The sequence below is a fragment of the Dellaglioa sp. CoH-56-MRSF-14 genome, assembly GCF_056782115.1.
This window is the reverse complement of sequence record NZ_JBXAYB010000003.1, coordinates 169,023-185,819: the sequence shown is the minus strand read 5'-3', so window position 1 is coordinate 185,819 and position 16,797 is coordinate 169,023. Positions and strand designations below refer to the sequence as shown.

The 16,797-nt window shown below is 33.0% G+C and carries 15 protein-coding genes; 11 read left to right on the top strand and 4 right to left on the bottom strand.

Translation table 11 applies throughout. The features are described 5' to 3' along the window. Positions 1-49: 49 nt before the first annotated feature. From AC1RPX_RS04560 to AC1RPX_RS04545, 4 genes are read right to left on the bottom strand one after another with little or no spacing between them, the layout of a single operon-like run. On the bottom strand, positions 50-2,890 hold the full coding sequence (locus tag AC1RPX_RS04560) for a YfhO family protein (protein WP_481761552.1): 2,841 nt from the start codon (positions 2,888-2,890) through the stop codon (positions 50-52). Positions 2,891-2,909: 19 nt separating this feature from the next. Continuing rightward, the gene (locus AC1RPX_RS04555) at positions 2,910-3,872 is read right to left on the bottom strand and encodes a glycosyltransferase family 2 protein (RefSeq protein WP_481761551.1); all 963 of its coding nucleotides are present in this window, start codon (positions 3,870-3,872) and stop codon (positions 2,910-2,912) included. Positions 3,873-3,912: 40 nt separating this feature from the next. Continuing rightward, positions 3,913-4,326 carry a GtrA family protein gene (locus AC1RPX_RS04550; protein WP_481761550.1) on the bottom strand — a complete coding sequence of 138 codons (414 nt, stop codon included), beginning with the start codon at positions 4,324-4,326 and terminating at the stop codon, positions 3,913-3,915. 2 nt (positions 4,327-4,328) lie between these two features. Next, positions 4,329-4,787: a flavodoxin gene (locus AC1RPX_RS04545; protein WP_481761549.1), complete on the bottom strand. Its 459-nt coding sequence runs from the start codon at positions 4,785-4,787 to the stop codon at positions 4,329-4,331. 151 nt (positions 4,788-4,938) lie between these two features. On the opposite strand from AC1RPX_RS04545, the gene map reads away from it, so the two are divergent. From map to AC1RPX_RS04490, 11 genes are all read left to right on the top strand, one after another. Beyond that, positions 4,939-5,721: a type I methionyl aminopeptidase gene (map, locus tag AC1RPX_RS04540; protein WP_409022111.1), complete on the top strand. Its 783-nt coding sequence runs from the start codon at positions 4,939-4,941 to the stop codon at positions 5,719-5,721. Between the two features lie 152 nt (positions 5,722-5,873). Then, positions 5,874-6,743: a UTP--glucose-1-phosphate uridylyltransferase GalU gene (gene galU, locus AC1RPX_RS04535; RefSeq protein ID WP_481761548.1), complete on the top strand. Its 870-nt coding sequence runs from the start codon at positions 5,874-5,876 to the stop codon at positions 6,741-6,743. A gap of 101 nt (positions 6,744-6,844) precedes the next feature. Beyond that, entirely contained in the window at positions 6,845-7,738 is an 894-nt protein-coding gene (locus tag AC1RPX_RS04530; RefSeq protein WP_481761547.1) for a YihY/virulence factor BrkB family protein, read from the top strand. A 32-nt stretch (positions 7,739-7,770) separates the two neighbouring features. Then, positions 7,771-9,516 (top strand): MFS transporter, encoded by a 1,746-nt coding sequence (locus AC1RPX_RS04525; RefSeq protein ID WP_481761546.1) that lies wholly within the window; start codon positions 7,771-7,773, stop codon positions 9,514-9,516. A 286-nt stretch (positions 9,517-9,802) separates the two neighbouring features. Then, positions 9,803-10,786, top strand: a complete 984-nt coding sequence (locus AC1RPX_RS04520) for an LCP family glycopolymer transferase (RefSeq protein WP_481761545.1) — start codon at positions 9,803-9,805, stop codon at positions 10,784-10,786. Positions 10,787-10,799: 13 nt separating this feature from the next. Continuing rightward, positions 10,800-11,543 carry a YveK family protein gene (locus AC1RPX_RS04515; RefSeq protein ID WP_481761544.1) on the top strand — a complete coding sequence of 248 codons (744 nt, stop codon included), beginning with the start codon at positions 10,800-10,802 and terminating at the stop codon, positions 11,541-11,543. A 23-nt stretch (positions 11,544-11,566) separates the two neighbouring features. Then, entirely contained in the window at positions 11,567-12,292 is a 726-nt protein-coding gene (locus AC1RPX_RS04510; protein ID WP_481761629.1) for a CpsD/CapB family tyrosine-protein kinase, read from the top strand. A gap of 44 nt (positions 12,293-12,336) precedes the next feature. Next, on the top strand, positions 12,337-14,166 hold the full coding sequence (locus AC1RPX_RS04505) for a polysaccharide biosynthesis protein (protein WP_481761543.1): 1,830 nt from the start codon (positions 12,337-12,339) through the stop codon (positions 14,164-14,166). Further along, positions 14,166-14,756 (top strand): sugar transferase, encoded by a 591-nt coding sequence (locus AC1RPX_RS04500; protein WP_481761542.1) that lies wholly within the window; start codon positions 14,166-14,168, stop codon positions 14,754-14,756. The genes AC1RPX_RS04505 and AC1RPX_RS04500 overlap by 1 nt, the downstream gene beginning before the upstream one ends. Then, positions 14,749-15,633, top strand: coding sequence for an NAD-dependent epimerase/dehydratase family protein (locus AC1RPX_RS04495; RefSeq protein WP_481761541.1), 885 nt, complete (start codon positions 14,749-14,751; stop codon positions 15,631-15,633). The genes AC1RPX_RS04500 and AC1RPX_RS04495 overlap by 8 nt, the downstream gene beginning before the upstream one ends. Then, a complete protein-coding gene (locus AC1RPX_RS04490) occupies positions 15,630-16,778 on the top strand; it encodes a glycosyltransferase (protein WP_481761540.1) in 1,149 nt (382 codons plus the stop codon). The genes AC1RPX_RS04495 and AC1RPX_RS04490 overlap by 4 nt, the downstream gene beginning before the upstream one ends. The last annotated feature ends 19 nt before the right edge of the window (positions 16,779-16,797 follow it).

Genomic DNA, 16,797 nt, shown 5'->3' with positions numbered 1-16,797 from the left:
AATAGATTTATTTAGTAGATGAGGTCATAATAATATCATTTATGTCTAATTAAAGTCTTCTTAAACGTCTCCAAATTAGAGGTGTTAAACTATAACTCCCCCAAACAATGAGGCCAAAAACACTTAAAAGAAAACCAGTTGATAAGCCAGGTGTTTGATAACTATAAATGATATGATGAGTTCCTTTTTTTAATTTTAAGCCAATAAAAGCGCTATTTGTTTTAATAACGGGCACGCTATGACCATTATCAGTCGCTGTCCAACCTGTAGAGTAAGGGATAGATGATGTTAGGATACCTAATTTATTTGTTGTTATTTTGCCACTAACTCTATTTGTAGCAAATTTTAATGAATTTAATTTATTTTTCTGGATTTTTTTAACATCATTTGTGTAAGTTTGACCAAGCGGAACGGCAGTAATTTTAAGGTTGAATGAGTAAGTCCCTGAATTTGATAAAAGTAAATCCAAACTTTTGGGCATTTGTTTTTGATAGCCCATATTTAGGGTAGCATCAGATAAAACTTTAAAGAAAGAAAGATTTTCAATACCCAATTGCTCAATCGTATTAGTCGTTAAATTAGATTTAACCCCGATCGAATAGCCTGTATTGGAAGAACCTGTCGTCAGTTGCTTCCTAAGCGATTTCTGTGCTGACCGGGGACCATTCGTATCTAATAACTGGTTATCTGGTTTCGTAGTATTATTAAAAATAGCCATATTCACTTGTTCTTTAGAGGACAGTGATTGGTGCTTAATGTTAGTTAATGAAAGATGCAATTCAGAATTTTGATATTTTTTTGCGTTCTTAATGTCAATCTGATAGCTATCTGAAACAGGATTATTACGATAGTGATTATTGGTAATACGTGTTTTTGTTTCGTTAGGTTCTCCGGCGTTCACTGTTTTTACAATTGTATAGGCAACGTTTTCAGTATCAAATGTTGATTGTTTCTGGTTAAATCCGGATGTATCCGCGATACTAACGGCTTTAGCTAATTGACGTTCTTGATCAGAAGCGGATAATTTAGCAGTTTTTTGATTTGAAGTGACATCAGATTGCCAATAAATTAATGGAAAATTATTCTTAGTTTCATAAAGATTGGTTTTCTCAGGTTTATTTTTATTTTCAGATTTAGTTTTGAGTAATGTATAACCATAGGGGATCTTTGACTCATTTGGCTCATTTGAATGAGTAAAGAGATACTTAACGCCAAAAAAGTTATTAGCGATTGTTCGATCATCAAAATTTTCAATCGGAATATTATTGTTATATTGAGCATTTTGTAACCTGTTTGAAAATACTCCGACTGCGCCATTTTGAATCGAGTAGTATGAGTTAATTAAATTTAAATCATTATTTAAATTATTTCGTAACATGTAGTTAGAACCAAAGTTATAATTTTGGCTAATCGTTGAAACACGAAATGAGTTAGATTTAGGAAGAGAATTATCTAATCCATCAAATAGATTAGATGATAGTTTCTGGTAACTACCAGAGGGCATTAAAGTCTTACTATAAAAGTTAGTGAAAGGTGATGCAAAAGAAACCCCAGTAAAGATCAAGTTCACTAGGATAAGACCGAATATGATTCGACCAGAATTTTTATTTTGACGGTAAAGTAAGATTGCGACAAAAAAAGAAATTAAAAAGATAACAGGAATGAAAATTTCTGTCGTCCCATTAATATAAAAGGGTAATGATACTAAAAGTAAATAGATACCAAGACAAATACTGAGGTATTTAATTTCAGGCAACGTTATTTTTTTGAGAGAATCAATGAAGAAGGCACTTCCAAGTGAAATGGGAACAAATAATAATAGAATCCAACGATTAGAAGGGGCTTGAAAACCATTAAACATCGCACCAAACATTGGGAATAGTAACATAATCAACCCAATTGAAAGACTCGTTGTCATTAGTGGGTAGTGTTTCCAATGGTAAAACAGATGGAATAATGCTAGAACAGCTAAACTACTAAAGCCAAATTTAACCCAGAAAGAAGATACTCCGCCAGCAAGTAATTGAGCAGGTAAATTAATGTAGTAATAAGCGGGGAAAGAGGTCAAACCATTTGCGAATAGACCACCTGACCGAGTTGAACTAAAGACCGCAAGAATTGACGGTAGCATGATAAAGGCAGAAATCAGTAAACTGATGACTGTACTGATTAAAAAAGTGCCCGCTGTTTTAAAGAAACTGAGATTTTTTCGATAATAATAAATGAAACGTAGTACTAAATATACAAAAGCACCGATGCCTAAGACTATGGCGAAGTAAAAGTTACTGATAAACATCCATGAAAAAGCAAAAATGAAGAAATGTGGTTTAAACCCTTGTAAAATTTTTTCTATTCCGACAATTATAAGTGGAAAAAGAATGAATGGTGTTAGGAAAAAAGGTTGCATTAGGGATGAATAAAGTGAAAAAGAAGTGAAGGTATAAATGATTGCCCCACCTAAGATCGCGCTATTCGTTAATTTAAAGTGTCTCGCAAAGAAGATAAATGATAGCCCCACGCAAAATAACCTCAAAATGAGTGTGAGCTGGTAAATAGTCACAACGGCACTTGAGGGAAATAATAGCGTAATATAGGCGAATACGTCTCCAATAACGTAATAAGCAAATGTTTGAAATTGATCTGCGCCAAGCCCTAATTTCCAAGACCACATTTGGAGTGGTTGAAAGGGATGGTTGATGAATTCACCAAGTAGTTGACGATAATTTTCTAATACAGGTAGATGCTGTTCAGCAGGATCATGACTTTGAATTAAAGAGTATCCAGCTAGTTTGTAAGTTCCAAAAATAAGAACAGCTAAAATTGCAAAAATGATAATGTAATAAAGATAGGTCATTTTTGATTTTTTTAGATCGAAACGAAACTTCTGCATAGCTGGAATCCCCCTATAATTAATCCTTTTTTGAACTGAAGACGTCTGATTCTTTAATAATATAGACGGGTCTGTTTTTGACTTCTAAGAAAATTTTACCTAAGTATTTACCAAGAATCCCAATACAAAACAATTGAATGCCACCCATCATTAAGATAACTGAAATCGTTGATGGCCAGCCAGCTGTTGGATCACCATAGAGTAACGCTCTAATAATAATAAAGATAATTGCAAAAAGAGAGCCAACAAATGATAGGAAACCAACAAATGTTGCAATTGAAAGAGGTACTTCTGAAAAGGCTATGATACCGTCTAATGAATATTTGAATAAGCCCCAGAAATTCCAACTTGTTTTACCAGCAACACGTTCTTGATTTGTGTATTCTAAGTATTCCGTATTAAAACCAACCCAACTGAAGATACCTTTTGAAAAACGATTGTATTCTGACATTGATAAGACAGCATCAACCATTTGACGGGTCATTAAGCGATAATCGCGGGCACCATTAACAATCTCAGTATCTGAGATGCGATTTATTAATTTGTAGAAAAGAGTAGCGAATGCAGAGCGAATCACAGGTTCACCTTGACGAGTTGTCCGACGTGTCCCCACACAGTCGTAGTCATTTTCTGGATCTTCTAAAATAGCTAACATCTTAGGCAAAAAGCTGGTTGGATCTTGTAAATCAACGTCCATAACAGTTACGTAATCGCCAGTCGCTTTTTGTAAGCCACAATATAAAGCAGCTTCTTTTCCAAAATTTCGTGAAAATGAAGCATAATGGACTGTTGCTGGATGATCTTTTTGTAATTGGCGCATTTCTTTGAGGCTGTTATCAGATGAACCATCATTAATAAACCAATATTCTAATCGGATATCTGGTAAATTGATAGACTCCTTTTCAACCGCATCAAAAAAAAGCGGAATAGATTCTTGTTCGTTGTAACATGGCACAACGATTGAAAGAACTTTGGTTGTCATAAATAAAGTGCCCCCTAGGATGAATTTACTGAATTTTATTTTATGATTTTTTGAAAATAAATAACTTACTAAAAATATAATTAATTAAAACGATGAAAATTTGATCAAATAACTTAACGAGTGATGCATCTAAGTGTAAAACAGAAACACCAATTGTCATAATTAATTGATCAATGACTAATGATAGAAGTCTAAAGCCAAAGAAAGATAAAACTTCACGTATTAAACCTGAAACATGAGTGTTCTTTGAGCCAAATACCCAAAGCTTATTAGTGACGAATGCAAAAACAACCGAAACAAACCATGCAATTACGTTTGCAAATTGATAATTTACACTAAGGTATGATTGGAAAACAACAAAAGTAACGATGTTAATTAGGGTTGTTAGACCACCAAAAATTAAATACGAAATTAGGGCATAATGTTTATGAAATAATTCATTTATTTTATTCATGACTAGTTTTCACTGCTAGTTACTTTATCAAATAGCTCTTTAGCAAAAGCTTCTAATTTAGTGATATCTTCTTCTTCAGGTGCTAAATCGATTTTTAGATTAGCTGAACCCTTTGTTGCGCCTGCTTCTTCGAAAGCTGAACCAAACTTATCAACAGCAGTTCCAAAAAACTCACCATAAAATGTATCGCCAGAACCGGCAACACCGAATAATTTACCGGTTAAATCAAGCTCCTGTAAGTCTTCATAAAAGTCCATGCCTTCATCAGGAAGTGAGCCTTCGTCATAAGTATAAGGAACGACAACGCTGATATCGAAGTTAGTTAAATCAGATGCATCTGATTGTGAGATTTCTTCCATCTCAACTGTTGCACCTAAATTTTCAAATGCTTCGGTAATAATGTCAGCGATGTCTTCATTATTACCTGTAATTGTTGCAAAAATAACTTTAGCTGAAACCAAACTAAATTCCTTCTTCCATATTAAAATAGTAGTTAAAGTATATCAGATAAAAAAACGATTGTGAAAGGAATTGAGTATCTCGTAACAAATTCTATACAATTGCGGTATAATAGTTGAGAAGAATTATTTATTATAGGAGGAAACAAATTAAATGATCACATTAAAATCAGAACGCGAAATTGAAGAAATGCGTGCTTCAGGTGCTATTATTGCAGGGATGCATAAGGGATTACGAGATATTATAAAACCAGGTATTTCTAGTTGGGAAATTGAAACTTTCTCACGTAAGTATATTGAAAGCCATGGTGGTGTTGCTGAACAAATTGGCTTTGAAGGCTATAAATATGCGACTTGTGTCAGCATTAATGATGAAATTTGTCATGCTTTCCCACGTAAAGGGTTAATTTTAAAAGATAATGATTTAGTTAAAGTAGATACAGTTGTTAGTTTACATGGCGCAATGAGCGATTCTTGTTGGAGTTATGTTGTTGGTGAATCTACACCAGAAATTGATAAATTAATGGCAGTAACGCATAAAGCCCTTTACTTAGGAATTGATCAAGCCGTTATTGGTAACCGTATTGGTGATATTGGTCATGCTATCCAAACTTATACTGAAGACCAAATGGGCTATGGTGATGTTCGCGAATACGTTGGACATGGCATTGGACCTACCATGCATGAAAGTCCTTCCGTACCTCATTATGGTCAAGCTGGTAAAGGATTACGTCTTAAAGAAGGGATGACAATTACTATTGAACCCATGATTAATATTGGCGGTTGGGAATCAGAAAGTGATGATCCTAACGGTTGGACAACAAGAACTGCTGACGGTAGTTTGTCGTGTCAATATGAACATGTTATTGTTATCACAAAAGATGGTCCTAAGATTTTAACCTCTCAAGATCCAGAATTTGATGCGAAATATTTATAAAATAGATAGCTACAATGAACTGCTAACTTAATTGTTTAGCAGTTTTTTTGTATAATGTAGCGGATTCATGATAGAATTGTAATATTCGTAGAGTTTGAGATAAATTAATGGGATTTTGTATATCGTATAAAGAAAAAAAGGAGAAGTTAATTATGAAAGTTAGAAAAGCAATTATACCTGCAGCAGGTTTGGGAACTAGATTTTTACCAGCAACAAAAGCAATGGCTAAAGAAATGTTACCTATCGTGGATAAACCAACGATACAGTACATTGTTGAAGAAGCTAAAGCAGCAGGGATTGAAGATATTTTAATTGTTACGGGTAAAGGGAAACGCCCAATTGAAGATCATTTTGATTCAGTACCTGAATTGGAAGCTAATCTTAAAGCTAAAGGTAAATTAGAACAATTAAAAATGGTTGAGCAAACAACTGATATTAATTTGTTCTTTATTCGCCAGTCACATCCTAGAGGTTTAGGGGATGCTGTTTTAATGGCTAAAGACTTTGTTGGTGATGAACCCTTTGTTGTTATGTTGGGTGATGATATCATGCAAGATAAGGTACCATTAACAAAACAATTGATGGATCGCTATGAAGAAACACATGCTTCAACATTGGCTGTAATGGAAGTCCCACATAAAGAAGTATCAAAATATGGGGTTATTGCACCACAAAGTGAAGTGTCAAAAGGGCTATATGATGTTGAAAAATTTGTTGAAAAACCAGCTGTTGATGAAGCACCAAGTGATTTAGCTATTATTGGTCGTTACTTGTTAACACCAGAAATCTTCGGGATGTTAGAAACACAAGAACCTGGTGAAGGTAATGAAGTCCAATTGACTGATGCTATTGATCGTTTAAATAAAGTGCAACGTGTATTCGCGCATGAATTTAAAGGTGATCGTTATGATGTTGGAAATAAATTCGGTTATTTAAAAACAAGTATTGATTTTGGTTTGAAACATCCAGAAGTTAAGGATGAACTTAGAGAATACATTAAAGAGTTATCTAAAAAATTATAATAAAATTAGAAGATTGGGCTGATTTTAAATGCTCAATCTATTTTTTTGTCTAAATGTGATACAATTTATTCTTATATAGATGTATTTCGCGGAGGAATCGTATGAAAAGTAAGTTCGTTCAGTTTATTAAAATATTTAAAACACAATTTATTAATGCCGATGTTAGTAATTCTTCGGTTATTATTGCGTACTATACGTTATTATCGATTTTTCCAGCAATTATTTTTATTGGTAATTTAATACCAATGCTTCATTTAAAGGTGTCCGTTATTTTAGAATATGTAAAAGTTGTGATGCCATCCGCGATATATAGCATTTTAGCACCGTTTATTGAATCGTTTCTGAAAAATGGAAATGGTGGATTATTGTCAATTGGTGCTGTCGTAACGTTATGGACGACAAGTAAGGGGATTAATGCATTGAAGAAAAGTTTCAACCATGCCTATAGTGTTGAAACGAAGCAAAATCCAATTGTTGGGCGAATTGTATCGTTTGTGTTAACGATTGGGTTAGTTATCTCCTTAGGTGCTATTATTTTGTTCTTTGGGTTCAGTCAAATAGTAGTTGAGGTGTTGACACCCATTTTACATTTGCCGGGAGAATTTTTAACTGTGATTACCACGGTTAAATGGCCTGTCGCCTTAATCGGTATTTTTATTATTATTTTATTACTTTATCGGATATTACCTAGTGCAAGACTTAGGTTCAGGGCAGTTTTACCAGGGGCAATTTTGACAACCATTGGGTGGATTTTATTGACCCAAGTATTTTCGATATACGTGCAGTATTTCGGTGGCGCTTTTAGTAGTTATGGTGCAATCGGAACAGTAATGATTATGTTATTCTGGCTGGATTTTGGGGCATGGATAATCATGCTAGGTGCTGTTCTTAATGCATCGATTGCTATTGTTCGACATGGTGAAGTTGAAGCACAATCTATTCAGCTAAATAGCTTATTTAAGCAATATAAAAGTCGATTTAGTAAGAAAAAATAAAATATTATAAATCGTTAGGGGAGGTAAGTTAATTGAAAAATAAGTCGATTAATTTAAAAAATCATGTCGGTGTATTTATTGTTATGTTTAGTGTGAGCTTGTTTTTAGTCTTACCTCAGATACTCGCACATAGTTTAGTTTTAGGTTCTGATTCTTTATTTCATTTTAATCGTATTTACGATATCTATATGCAATTTAAAACAGGCAATTTTAACTATTTCCAAACAAATTACGGGTTTCAACAAAGTGGTCGGATTATCAATGCTGTGTATGGGCCTGGATTTGCTTATCTGCTAGGTGGGTTGCTACTACTCGTACATAGTTGGTTTAATTTTCAGGTTATTTCTTCTTTTTTAATTTTCTTTATTAGTGGTTACTCAATGTATTTACTAGCTAAAGAAATAACTTCGACCAAAGATATCTCACTATTAATGGCTGTTCTTTTTATGGGTAGCTTGTGGATTGCGCGATGGTCAACTGAGCAAAATTTTATGGCTTGGGGTATCATGCTAGTGCCACTAGTTGTTTTAATGGGTGTTAAAATGATCAAAAATAACGCAGAAGGATTGCGAATTCTACCCTTAGCGTTAACCATGTCGGTAATGATACAGGTACATGTTTTAAGTGCCTTGATGTCGATTGGTGTCCTATTCGTTTTTTTTATAGTTGGTTTTATTCAAACGAATCAAAAATCGAAACTATTATTAACCTGTTTTTGGGCGGGGTTATTATCGTTAGTTCTGACATTTAATGTTTGGGGTGCCATGTTAGATGTTTTCGCAAACAATAAATTATACGCACCGCACGTTAATGTGATGATGTCCAATTCAACTATGAATTTATCGATGGGGGGGCCAACGCTTACTAAAATTGGTTTGGTTATGAGCTTCATATTTGTAGTACAAATTAGTTTATTGTTTATAAAACAAGCAAAATTTACGGTTACTAATAAAGTAGTAACTAGTTTAGGTTTAGTTTTCTTAGTCTTAACGTCAAAATTAGTTCCTTGGACGGATTTAGCCCAGGTTATCCCATCAATACAAAGTTTCTTGCAATACCCACGTCGCTTTGAAGGGTTCGCTGTAGTTTTATTATTAGCGGGTTTTAGTGCAACACTATCAAGTAGTTCATTTAAAAATTATCGGAAGTATATTGATCTATTCTTAATTGTTGGAGGTCTTGTTGTCGGAGTACAATCGTATTTAGAAATTCAAAAAAGTAATGAAGCATGGCATACTAATCAGTCGATAGTTTCTCCCAATAATGTTGATATCGCAGATAATACGAGTAACGAACAGATTACCAAAGCATTTATGAGTTCAAATCTAGATGATGGTTTAAAGTTGATTACCAAGGCATCGCCAGACTATTTACCTAATAATCGAGTATTAAGTGAACGTCCTTATCATGATTATCGATTAGACATGAAAAAAAATAAAGATGAAGTAAGTAAAACGATTAATAGTGAAGGAAAGTTAAGTCTGAGTTGGAACGCAACAAAAAAAGGAAATGAGATTTCTTTACCCGCGATAGTCTATAATAATTCAACTGTTCAATTAAATGGTAATAGCCTTGATCCTAAAAAAATGACCTTGTCAACTATGGGTAGTCCAACCGTTAAAGCAACTAAAATAGGTACAAATAGGTTAGTCATTGGTTATCATACGAAAATAATAACAAGAATTAGTTTAATCATCGTTCTAGCCACTTGGATAATTAGTTGCGTTAGTGCTGTTTTTATAAAAATCACTGATTATAAAAAAGAAATTAAGTTATGATATAGTTTTAACAAGTAATAGGGACTTCAAAAAGAGAACATAATTAATGATGTTCTTTTTCTGTATTAAAAATGAAATATAATACTTTTAAATATAACGTATAATTAAAAGTGTAGAGCACTACAACTTTGAAAGCGTGGTCAAAATGTTTAGAATATCATATCAGTTGACAATAAGATTAAACAATGATTAGACAAACGATTTTAAGTTTCATTTAAGTCTGGTAACATGTATAATAAATTATTGTGTCATTGTATACATCTAAAAAATTTAGGGGTAATTAATTATGAGTGAAGATAATATTAAACACCAAGGTAGCCACAAGAAGCATCATCATAAAAAGAAAAAAATGAGTACACTGAAAAAATGGGGGATTGGTGTCGGAATCGTCGTTGCCGCACTATTGGTTATTGGTGGTGTGTTGATGGCGAAGGTTTATCTAGATGCAAAAGACGTTGTAGATAATACATATCAAAAAGTAAATGTTAAAAGTAAACGAACAACCGGGAGTGTCTCTCTTGATAAAGAGGCGCCTTTCTCAGTTTTAATTTTGGGTGTTGATACGGGCGAAGATGGGAGAACAGATCAAGGTCGATCGGATACAATGATGGTTGCGACAATTAATCCTAAAACAAACTTGACGACATTAACGAGTTTACCTCGTGATACGAAGATTCCGATTACAGGTCACGGGACAGATAATAAATTAAATGCTGCATATGCTTATGGGGATGTTTCCTTAGCGATGGATACTATTCAAAACTATTTAAATATTCCAATTGATTACTATGTTCAGATGAATATGAAGGGCCTGGAAGAATTAACGGGTGCCGTTGGTCCAATTACGGTCAATAATCCATTTGCTTTTTCAGCGGGAAGGCATCAATACGTAAAAGGTGATATTGAGTTAACTGAAAGTAATGTTTTAGACTTTTCTAGAATGAGACATTCTGATCCTAATGGTGATTACGGGCGTCAAAAAAGACAACGCTCGGTTGTGACTGAATTAGGTAAAAAAATAGCTTCTATTGATGGTGTCACAAATTATCAAGCAATTTTGAGTGTACTTGAGAGCAATATGAAAACAAATTTGAAATTTTCTGATATGAAAAAAATAGTGACTCAGTATCGTAGTGCTATAGGCACAATTAAAGATGTTCAACTTCAAGGACAATCACAAATGATAAATGGTGTGTCGTATGAAGTTGTTCCATCAGCACAAGTAACGAAAGTATCCAACATGATCAGAAAACAATTAGACTTAGACTAGGAGAATTATATCAATGGAAGAGACAATCAATCTTGAACAAGTTTTTAGCATTTTAAAGAAACATCTTAAATTAATTATTGGGTTAATAATTGCGGGGGCACTATTAGCATTTTTTGTAACCATGTTCTTTATGACGCCAAAATATAACTCGACTGTTCAAATATTAGTTAATAGAACAGAAACTGCCAATAATGTAGGGGCTGCTTACAATACACAGCAAGCAGATGTCCAAATGATTAATACGTATAAAGACATTATTCAAAATAAAATTGTACTAGATCCTGTGAGAAAAGAAATTGCTAAAAAAGATAATTTCGTTGGTACGAGTGATGATTTAAAAAATCAGATAAGTATATCAAATCAAGAAAATTCACAGGTTTTTAGTGTAACTGTTAAAGATACTAATGCATATCGCGCGGCTGATATTGCAAACTCTGTTGCTGATACGTTTAAAAATAAAATAAAAAAAGTGATGAAAGTTAATAATGTAACAATTGTTGCTGATGCAGTTGCAAAACCTAATGCAGTATCACCTAATAAAAAGATGAATGTATTAATAGGTCTGTTACTAGGGGGGCTTATCGGAATTGGGATTGCATTCGCAATAGAACTTTTTGATAAAACAGTTAAAAACGCTGATTTTTTGACAGATCTTGGTCTTTCAAACTTAGGTATGATTAACCATATTGACGAAACTAATAAGAGTCAAGGACTTTTTGGACAATCAACACCAAGAAAAAGAAAGCATACTAATTAAAATAGATAAGGGGTTATTGAATGATGAGTTTATTAAAAAAAGATAAAAAGTTATCAACTGATAGTATTGATAACGGTGTTGGATTAATTACTGTTACTCAACCAACATCAACGATTGCAGAACAATTTAGGACTGTACGTACGAATATCCAATTTTCAAGTGTTGATAAAGAAATGAAAGTTATTATGGCGACATCATCAGGTCCATCAGAAGGCAAGTCAACAGTTATAACTAATCTTGCTGTAACATATGCTAATCAAGGACTGAAAGTATTGTTAATTGATGCCGATATGCGTAGACCAACTGCGCATCAAACTTTTGGTTTGAGTAATGAAACCGGGCTTACAAATTGTTTGACTGAAAAAAGTATTGATGTTGCAAAAGCAGTTGAAGAAACACCAATTGAAAATTTATATGTTATGCCTGCAGGTCCTACTCCACCGAACCCTTCAGAATTATTGAATACAAAACGGATGGATTCTTTAATTACAGCTGTCGCTGAACAAATGGATATGGTTATCATCGATACACCACCATTAATTTCTGTAACAGATGCACAAATTGTTGCAACAAAAGTTGATGGTACAATTTTAGTTGTGAGACAAGGTGTGGCAAATAAAGGTGCCGTTTTGAAAGCAAAAGAATTATTAGATACCGTTCATGCAAGAATCATTGGGACGATTTTGAATGATGTTTCAGGTAGTGATGAGTCAGGTTATTATGGTGGGTATTATGGCTATTATAAATAATAATTAAGTAGACGTAGGATAATTTAAGGAAGCAGGGATTATAGGTGACTAGGAAAAGTAAACAGGTTGTTTTAACTGGATTGGATAGTTTGATTTGGGTAGTTTCAATTTCATTATCGAGGTTATTTTTAGGGCCGTATATTAGTTTTAGTAACTCTGATTTATTGGAATTTGGGTGTATATGTTTGATTTTATACCTAATAATTGGATACTCATTAAACCTCTTTTCTAAAATTAATAGGTATGCTAGCTTTAAAGAAATAATTGCAATTTTTATTGCAATAACAATTACAGCAGTTATTAGTAATATTAGTTATTTTTTCATAAGTTCAAATTATAGTATTCGTTTTGGAATATTAACTTATTTACTGGCCCTCCTTTTTATTGGTGGCAGCCGATTTGCATGGCGCTATCTTGTTGAAAATATCTTTAATAATGAAGAATCAGAAACATTAATTACAACATTAATAGTCGGTGCAGGGGATGGCGCAGAAGCTTTAATGGAAAGAATACAAAGAGATAATGCCGACTTGAATGTTATTGGATACGTCGATAATGATATTCAAAAACAAAAAATGTGGATGATGGGTAAGAAAGTTTTGGGAACTTTCCAAGAAATTCCAATGATTGTCGAAGAATACGATGTTGAACAGGTCTCAATTGCTATTCCTTCATTAAGTCCCCATAATTACGAGGACTTGTTAGATATTTTAAATCCTCTAAAAGTTAAAATTAATCGCATGTCAAGTTTTGAAGATATGTTAGAAGACAATAGTGATTCTAGAAAAATGCATGAGATTGACGTTGTTGATTTACTGGGTCGACAAGAGATTAAACTTGATATGGCTAAGATTGAAAGCAAAATATATGGTAAAACAATTTTAGTTACAGGAGCGGGTGGCTCTATTGGTTCAGAAATTTGTCGACAGGTTAGCAAATTTGGTCCTAAACGACTAATTTTACTAGGACATGGAGAAAATTCAATTTATTTGATTCATCAAGAATTAAAAAATCTTTATGCTGGGAAAATTGAAATTGTGCCGATTATTGCGGATGTTCAAGACCGGGCACATATTTTTGACTTAATGGCACAATATAAACCAGAAATAGTCTATCATGCTGCAGCACACAAACATGTACCATTAATGGAAGCTAACCCAACTGAAGCCATTAAAAATAATGTTTATGGTACGAAAAATGTTGCTGAAGCTGCTAAGTCTGCAAATGTGAAATCATTTGTAATGATTTCAACTGATAAAGCAGTAAATCCGCCTAATATTATGGGGGCAACGAAACGTCTCGCTGAAATGATTGTAACTAGTTTGAATGAACCAGGTCATACAAAATTCGCCGTTGTTCGTTTTGGTAATGTTCTTGGTAGCCGTGGTAGTGTTGTACCACTGTTTAAGAAACAGATAGCTAAAGGTGGACCAGTTACTGTTACTGATCTTAGAATGACAAGATTCTTTATGACAATTCCTGAAGCTAGCCGTTTAGTGATTCAAGCGGGGACGCTATCTAAAGGTGGAGAACTATTTATCTTAGATATGGGTAAACCGGTTAAAATTGTTGATTTAGCACGAAAAATGATTAAATTAAGTGGATATACTGAAAACGATATTGATATTGTTGAGTCAGGTATGAGACCTGGAGAGAAACTGTATGAAGAATTATTAGTAAGTAGTGAAAAACAGCAAGAGCAAGTATTTGAAAAAATTTTCTTGGGTAAAGTAACACCATACAAGATTGATGAAATTATGAGTTTTGTTAAGAGTGTAGAGCCGTTAACTGGTACTGCTTTGAAAAAAGAAGTTATTAGATATGCACATACTCATAATGGTGAACCCTCAATTGATTCGGAAGGTATGCGTTAATGTATAAAAAATATTTTAAAAGAACAATTGATTTTGTTATTTCTTTAGTAGGCCTTGTACTTTTATCGCCTATTTTTTTAATTATCGCAATTATTGTTAAAGTCGATTCGAAAGGCCCTATTTTCTTTGTACAAAAGCGGGTAAGTATTAATAAAACCTACTTTGGTATTTTAAAATTTAGGACGATGAGAACTGATACACCTGATGTACCTACTCACTTATTGAAAGATCCGGATGCTTTCATTACTCGCTCGGGTAAAATTTTACGAAAAACGAGTCTTGACGAATTACCACAAATTATTAATATTTTAACAGGTAAGATGAGTATCGTTGGTCCTCGACCAGCACTTTGGAGTCAAGAAGATTTAATTAACGAACGTGAAAAGTACGGCGCTAATAACGTTTACCCAGGGTTAACTGGATTAGCACAAATTAGTGGGAGAGATGAATTATCTATTGCTGAGAAATCAAAAATTGATGGTGATTACGTGCAACTTTTATCTTTTTCAGAAGATTTAAAAATTTTTTTTGGAACAATTACATCAGTTTTAAAGAGTGATGGTGTAAAGGAAGGTAAGAGTGATGACTAAACGAGTTTTGATAACCGGTGCACATAGTTATATTGGAGGGGCATTTAAAAGCTGGATTAATAAATCAGAATCGGAAGATATATCAGTTGATATGATGAGCGTTCGAGATGATAAATGGAGAGGAAAAAATTTTGGTCTATATGATGTAGTACTTAATGTTGCGGGTATTGCACATGTATCTTCGGATCCGAGTATGGAGGATCAATATTATAAAGTAAATAGAGATCTCGCAATTAATTTGGCTAAAAAAGCTAAATCTGAGGGAGTGAAACAATTTATTTTTTTATCAAGTATGATAGTATATGGTGAAAAAAATGGACTACAAAATACTAATATAATTACTCGAGAGACAATAATGAACCCAATTGATTTTTATGGTGATAGTAAGCTACAGGCAGATGTAGAAATTCAAAAATTAGCAGACGATAACTTTAAAACGGTTGTTATCAGAACTCCGATGGTTTACGGACCGAATAGTAAGGGTAATTTTCCAAGGCTACTGAAGTTAGCTGAGAAATCCCTGATTTTCCCAAGTATTAACAATGAACGAAGTATGATTTATGTAGATGTATTAACAGAATTTATCAAACAGATAATTATTAATGATGCATCAGGCCTTTATTTCCCTCAAAATAAAGAATATGTTTCTACAAGCGATGTAATCAAAGTAACAAGGAAATTATTAAGAAAGAAAGTATACTTTATCTCTATTTTTAATCCGCTTATTTCTCTATTATCAAGGAAGTTTCGTGTTTTTAATAAAATATATGGTAGTAAAGTTTATGATAAAAAAATTAGCGAGTGCTCTTTCGAATATACATTAGGACTTACATTAGAAAATACGATAACGAAAATTTTAATGGAGGATAAGAAATGAAAAAAGTTTTAATCGTTGCGTCGGTTGCTTCAATGATTGAACAATTTAATATGGATAATATCAGAATATTACAAGAATTAGGATATAATGTGGAAGTTGCAACTAACTTTTATTCCGCTGGAACTATACCAGATGATATGGCTAATTCCTTAAAAAAGAAGCTTGAAGGAAAAAATATAATTTGTCATCAAATTGACTTTTTAAGAGGAATTGGTTCAATAAAAGCAAATAAAAAAGCATATAATCAGCTTGAAAAATTAGCAAGTACAACTACCTATAATTTTGTGCATTGCCATTCACCGATGGGAAGTGTATTAACTAGATTAGTTTTTAAAAATAATAAAGAAACTAAAATTGTTTATACGGCACATGGCTTTCAGTTCTTTAAGGGCGGGCCGAAAAAAGATTGGATATTATTTTATCCTATAGAACGTTACTTATCTAAATATACGGATATTTTAATAACAATCAACAATGAAGATTACTCAATTGGAAAATCTTTTGGTATAAAAGAAGTTTTACATGTGCCTGGCGTTGGAATAAAATGGGAACAATTACGAGAACAATCAACTAATATCGATGAATTGAAAACTGATTTAAAGATAAGTAAGAATAGTAAAGTGATGATTTCTGTAGGTGAATTATCTAAGCGGAAAAATCATATTGTGGGAATAGAAGCAGTAAATAAATTGAAAGATAAAATTGATATTACATATATTATATGCGGTGTTGGAGATCAAAGAGATTTATTAGAAAAAAAAGTGAAAGAGTATGGATTAGAAGAAAAGATTATTTTTACAGGTTATTCTGAAAATATTAAACAATATTTAGATATAGCAGATTTTTCTCTTTTTCCATCTAAACGAGAAGGATTAGGACTAGCGGGATTAGAAGCTATGGCTACTGGTCTTCCATTAGTAAGTACTTACTTAGGGGGGATCAAAGATTACACAGAAAATGGTATCAGCGGGTGTGTAGTGGATGATCCTACTGATATTTCCCAGTTTGTGAAAGCTATAGAAAATTTACTAGGCATCAATGATAAAGAATACGAAAAAATTGTTAAAAACAATATTGAAGTATCAAAAAAATATAGTATTAAGAATGTAAATGAAATTATGTATAGTTTATATTCTAAAATTTAAATTATGCGATGTTGTCTAT

Bases quoted from the DNA above. Each gene is read 5' to 3' on its own strand.
- AC1RPX_RS04560 (WP_481761552.1), bottom strand. From the start codon at position 2,890: ATGCAGAAGTTTCGTTTCGATCTAAAAAAATCAAAAATGACCTATCTT.
- AC1RPX_RS04555 (WP_481761551.1), bottom strand. From the start codon at position 3,872: ATGACAACCAAAGTTCTTTCAATCGTTGTGCCATGTTACAACGAACAA.
- AC1RPX_RS04550 (WP_481761550.1), bottom strand. From the start codon at position 4,326: ATGAATAAAATAAATGAATTATTTCATAAACATTATGCCCTAATTTCG.
- map (WP_409022111.1), top strand. From the start codon at position 4,939: ATGATCACATTAAAATCAGAACGCGAAATTGAAGAAATGCGTGCTTCA.
- galU (WP_481761548.1), top strand. From the start codon at position 5,874: ATGAAAGTTAGAAAAGCAATTATACCTGCAGCAGGTTTGGGAACTAGA.
- AC1RPX_RS04530 (WP_481761547.1), top strand. From the start codon at position 6,845: ATGAAAAGTAAGTTCGTTCAGTTTATTAAAATATTTAAAACACAATTT.
- AC1RPX_RS04520 (WP_481761545.1), top strand. From the start codon at position 9,803: ATGAGTGAAGATAATATTAAACACCAAGGTAGCCACAAGAAGCATCAT.
- AC1RPX_RS04515 (WP_481761544.1), top strand. From the start codon at position 10,800: ATGGAAGAGACAATCAATCTTGAACAAGTTTTTAGCATTTTAAAGAAA.
- AC1RPX_RS04510 (WP_481761629.1), top strand. From the start codon at position 11,567: ATGAGTTTATTAAAAAAAGATAAAAAGTTATCAACTGATAGTATTGAT.
- AC1RPX_RS04500 (WP_481761542.1), top strand. From the start codon at position 14,166: ATGTATAAAAAATATTTTAAAAGAACAATTGATTTTGTTATTTCTTTA.
- AC1RPX_RS04495 (WP_481761541.1), top strand. From the start codon at position 14,749: ATGACTAAACGAGTTTTGATAACCGGTGCACATAGTTATATTGGAGGG.
- AC1RPX_RS04490 (WP_481761540.1), top strand. From the start codon at position 15,630: ATGAAAAAAGTTTTAATCGTTGCGTCGGTTGCTTCAATGATTGAACAA.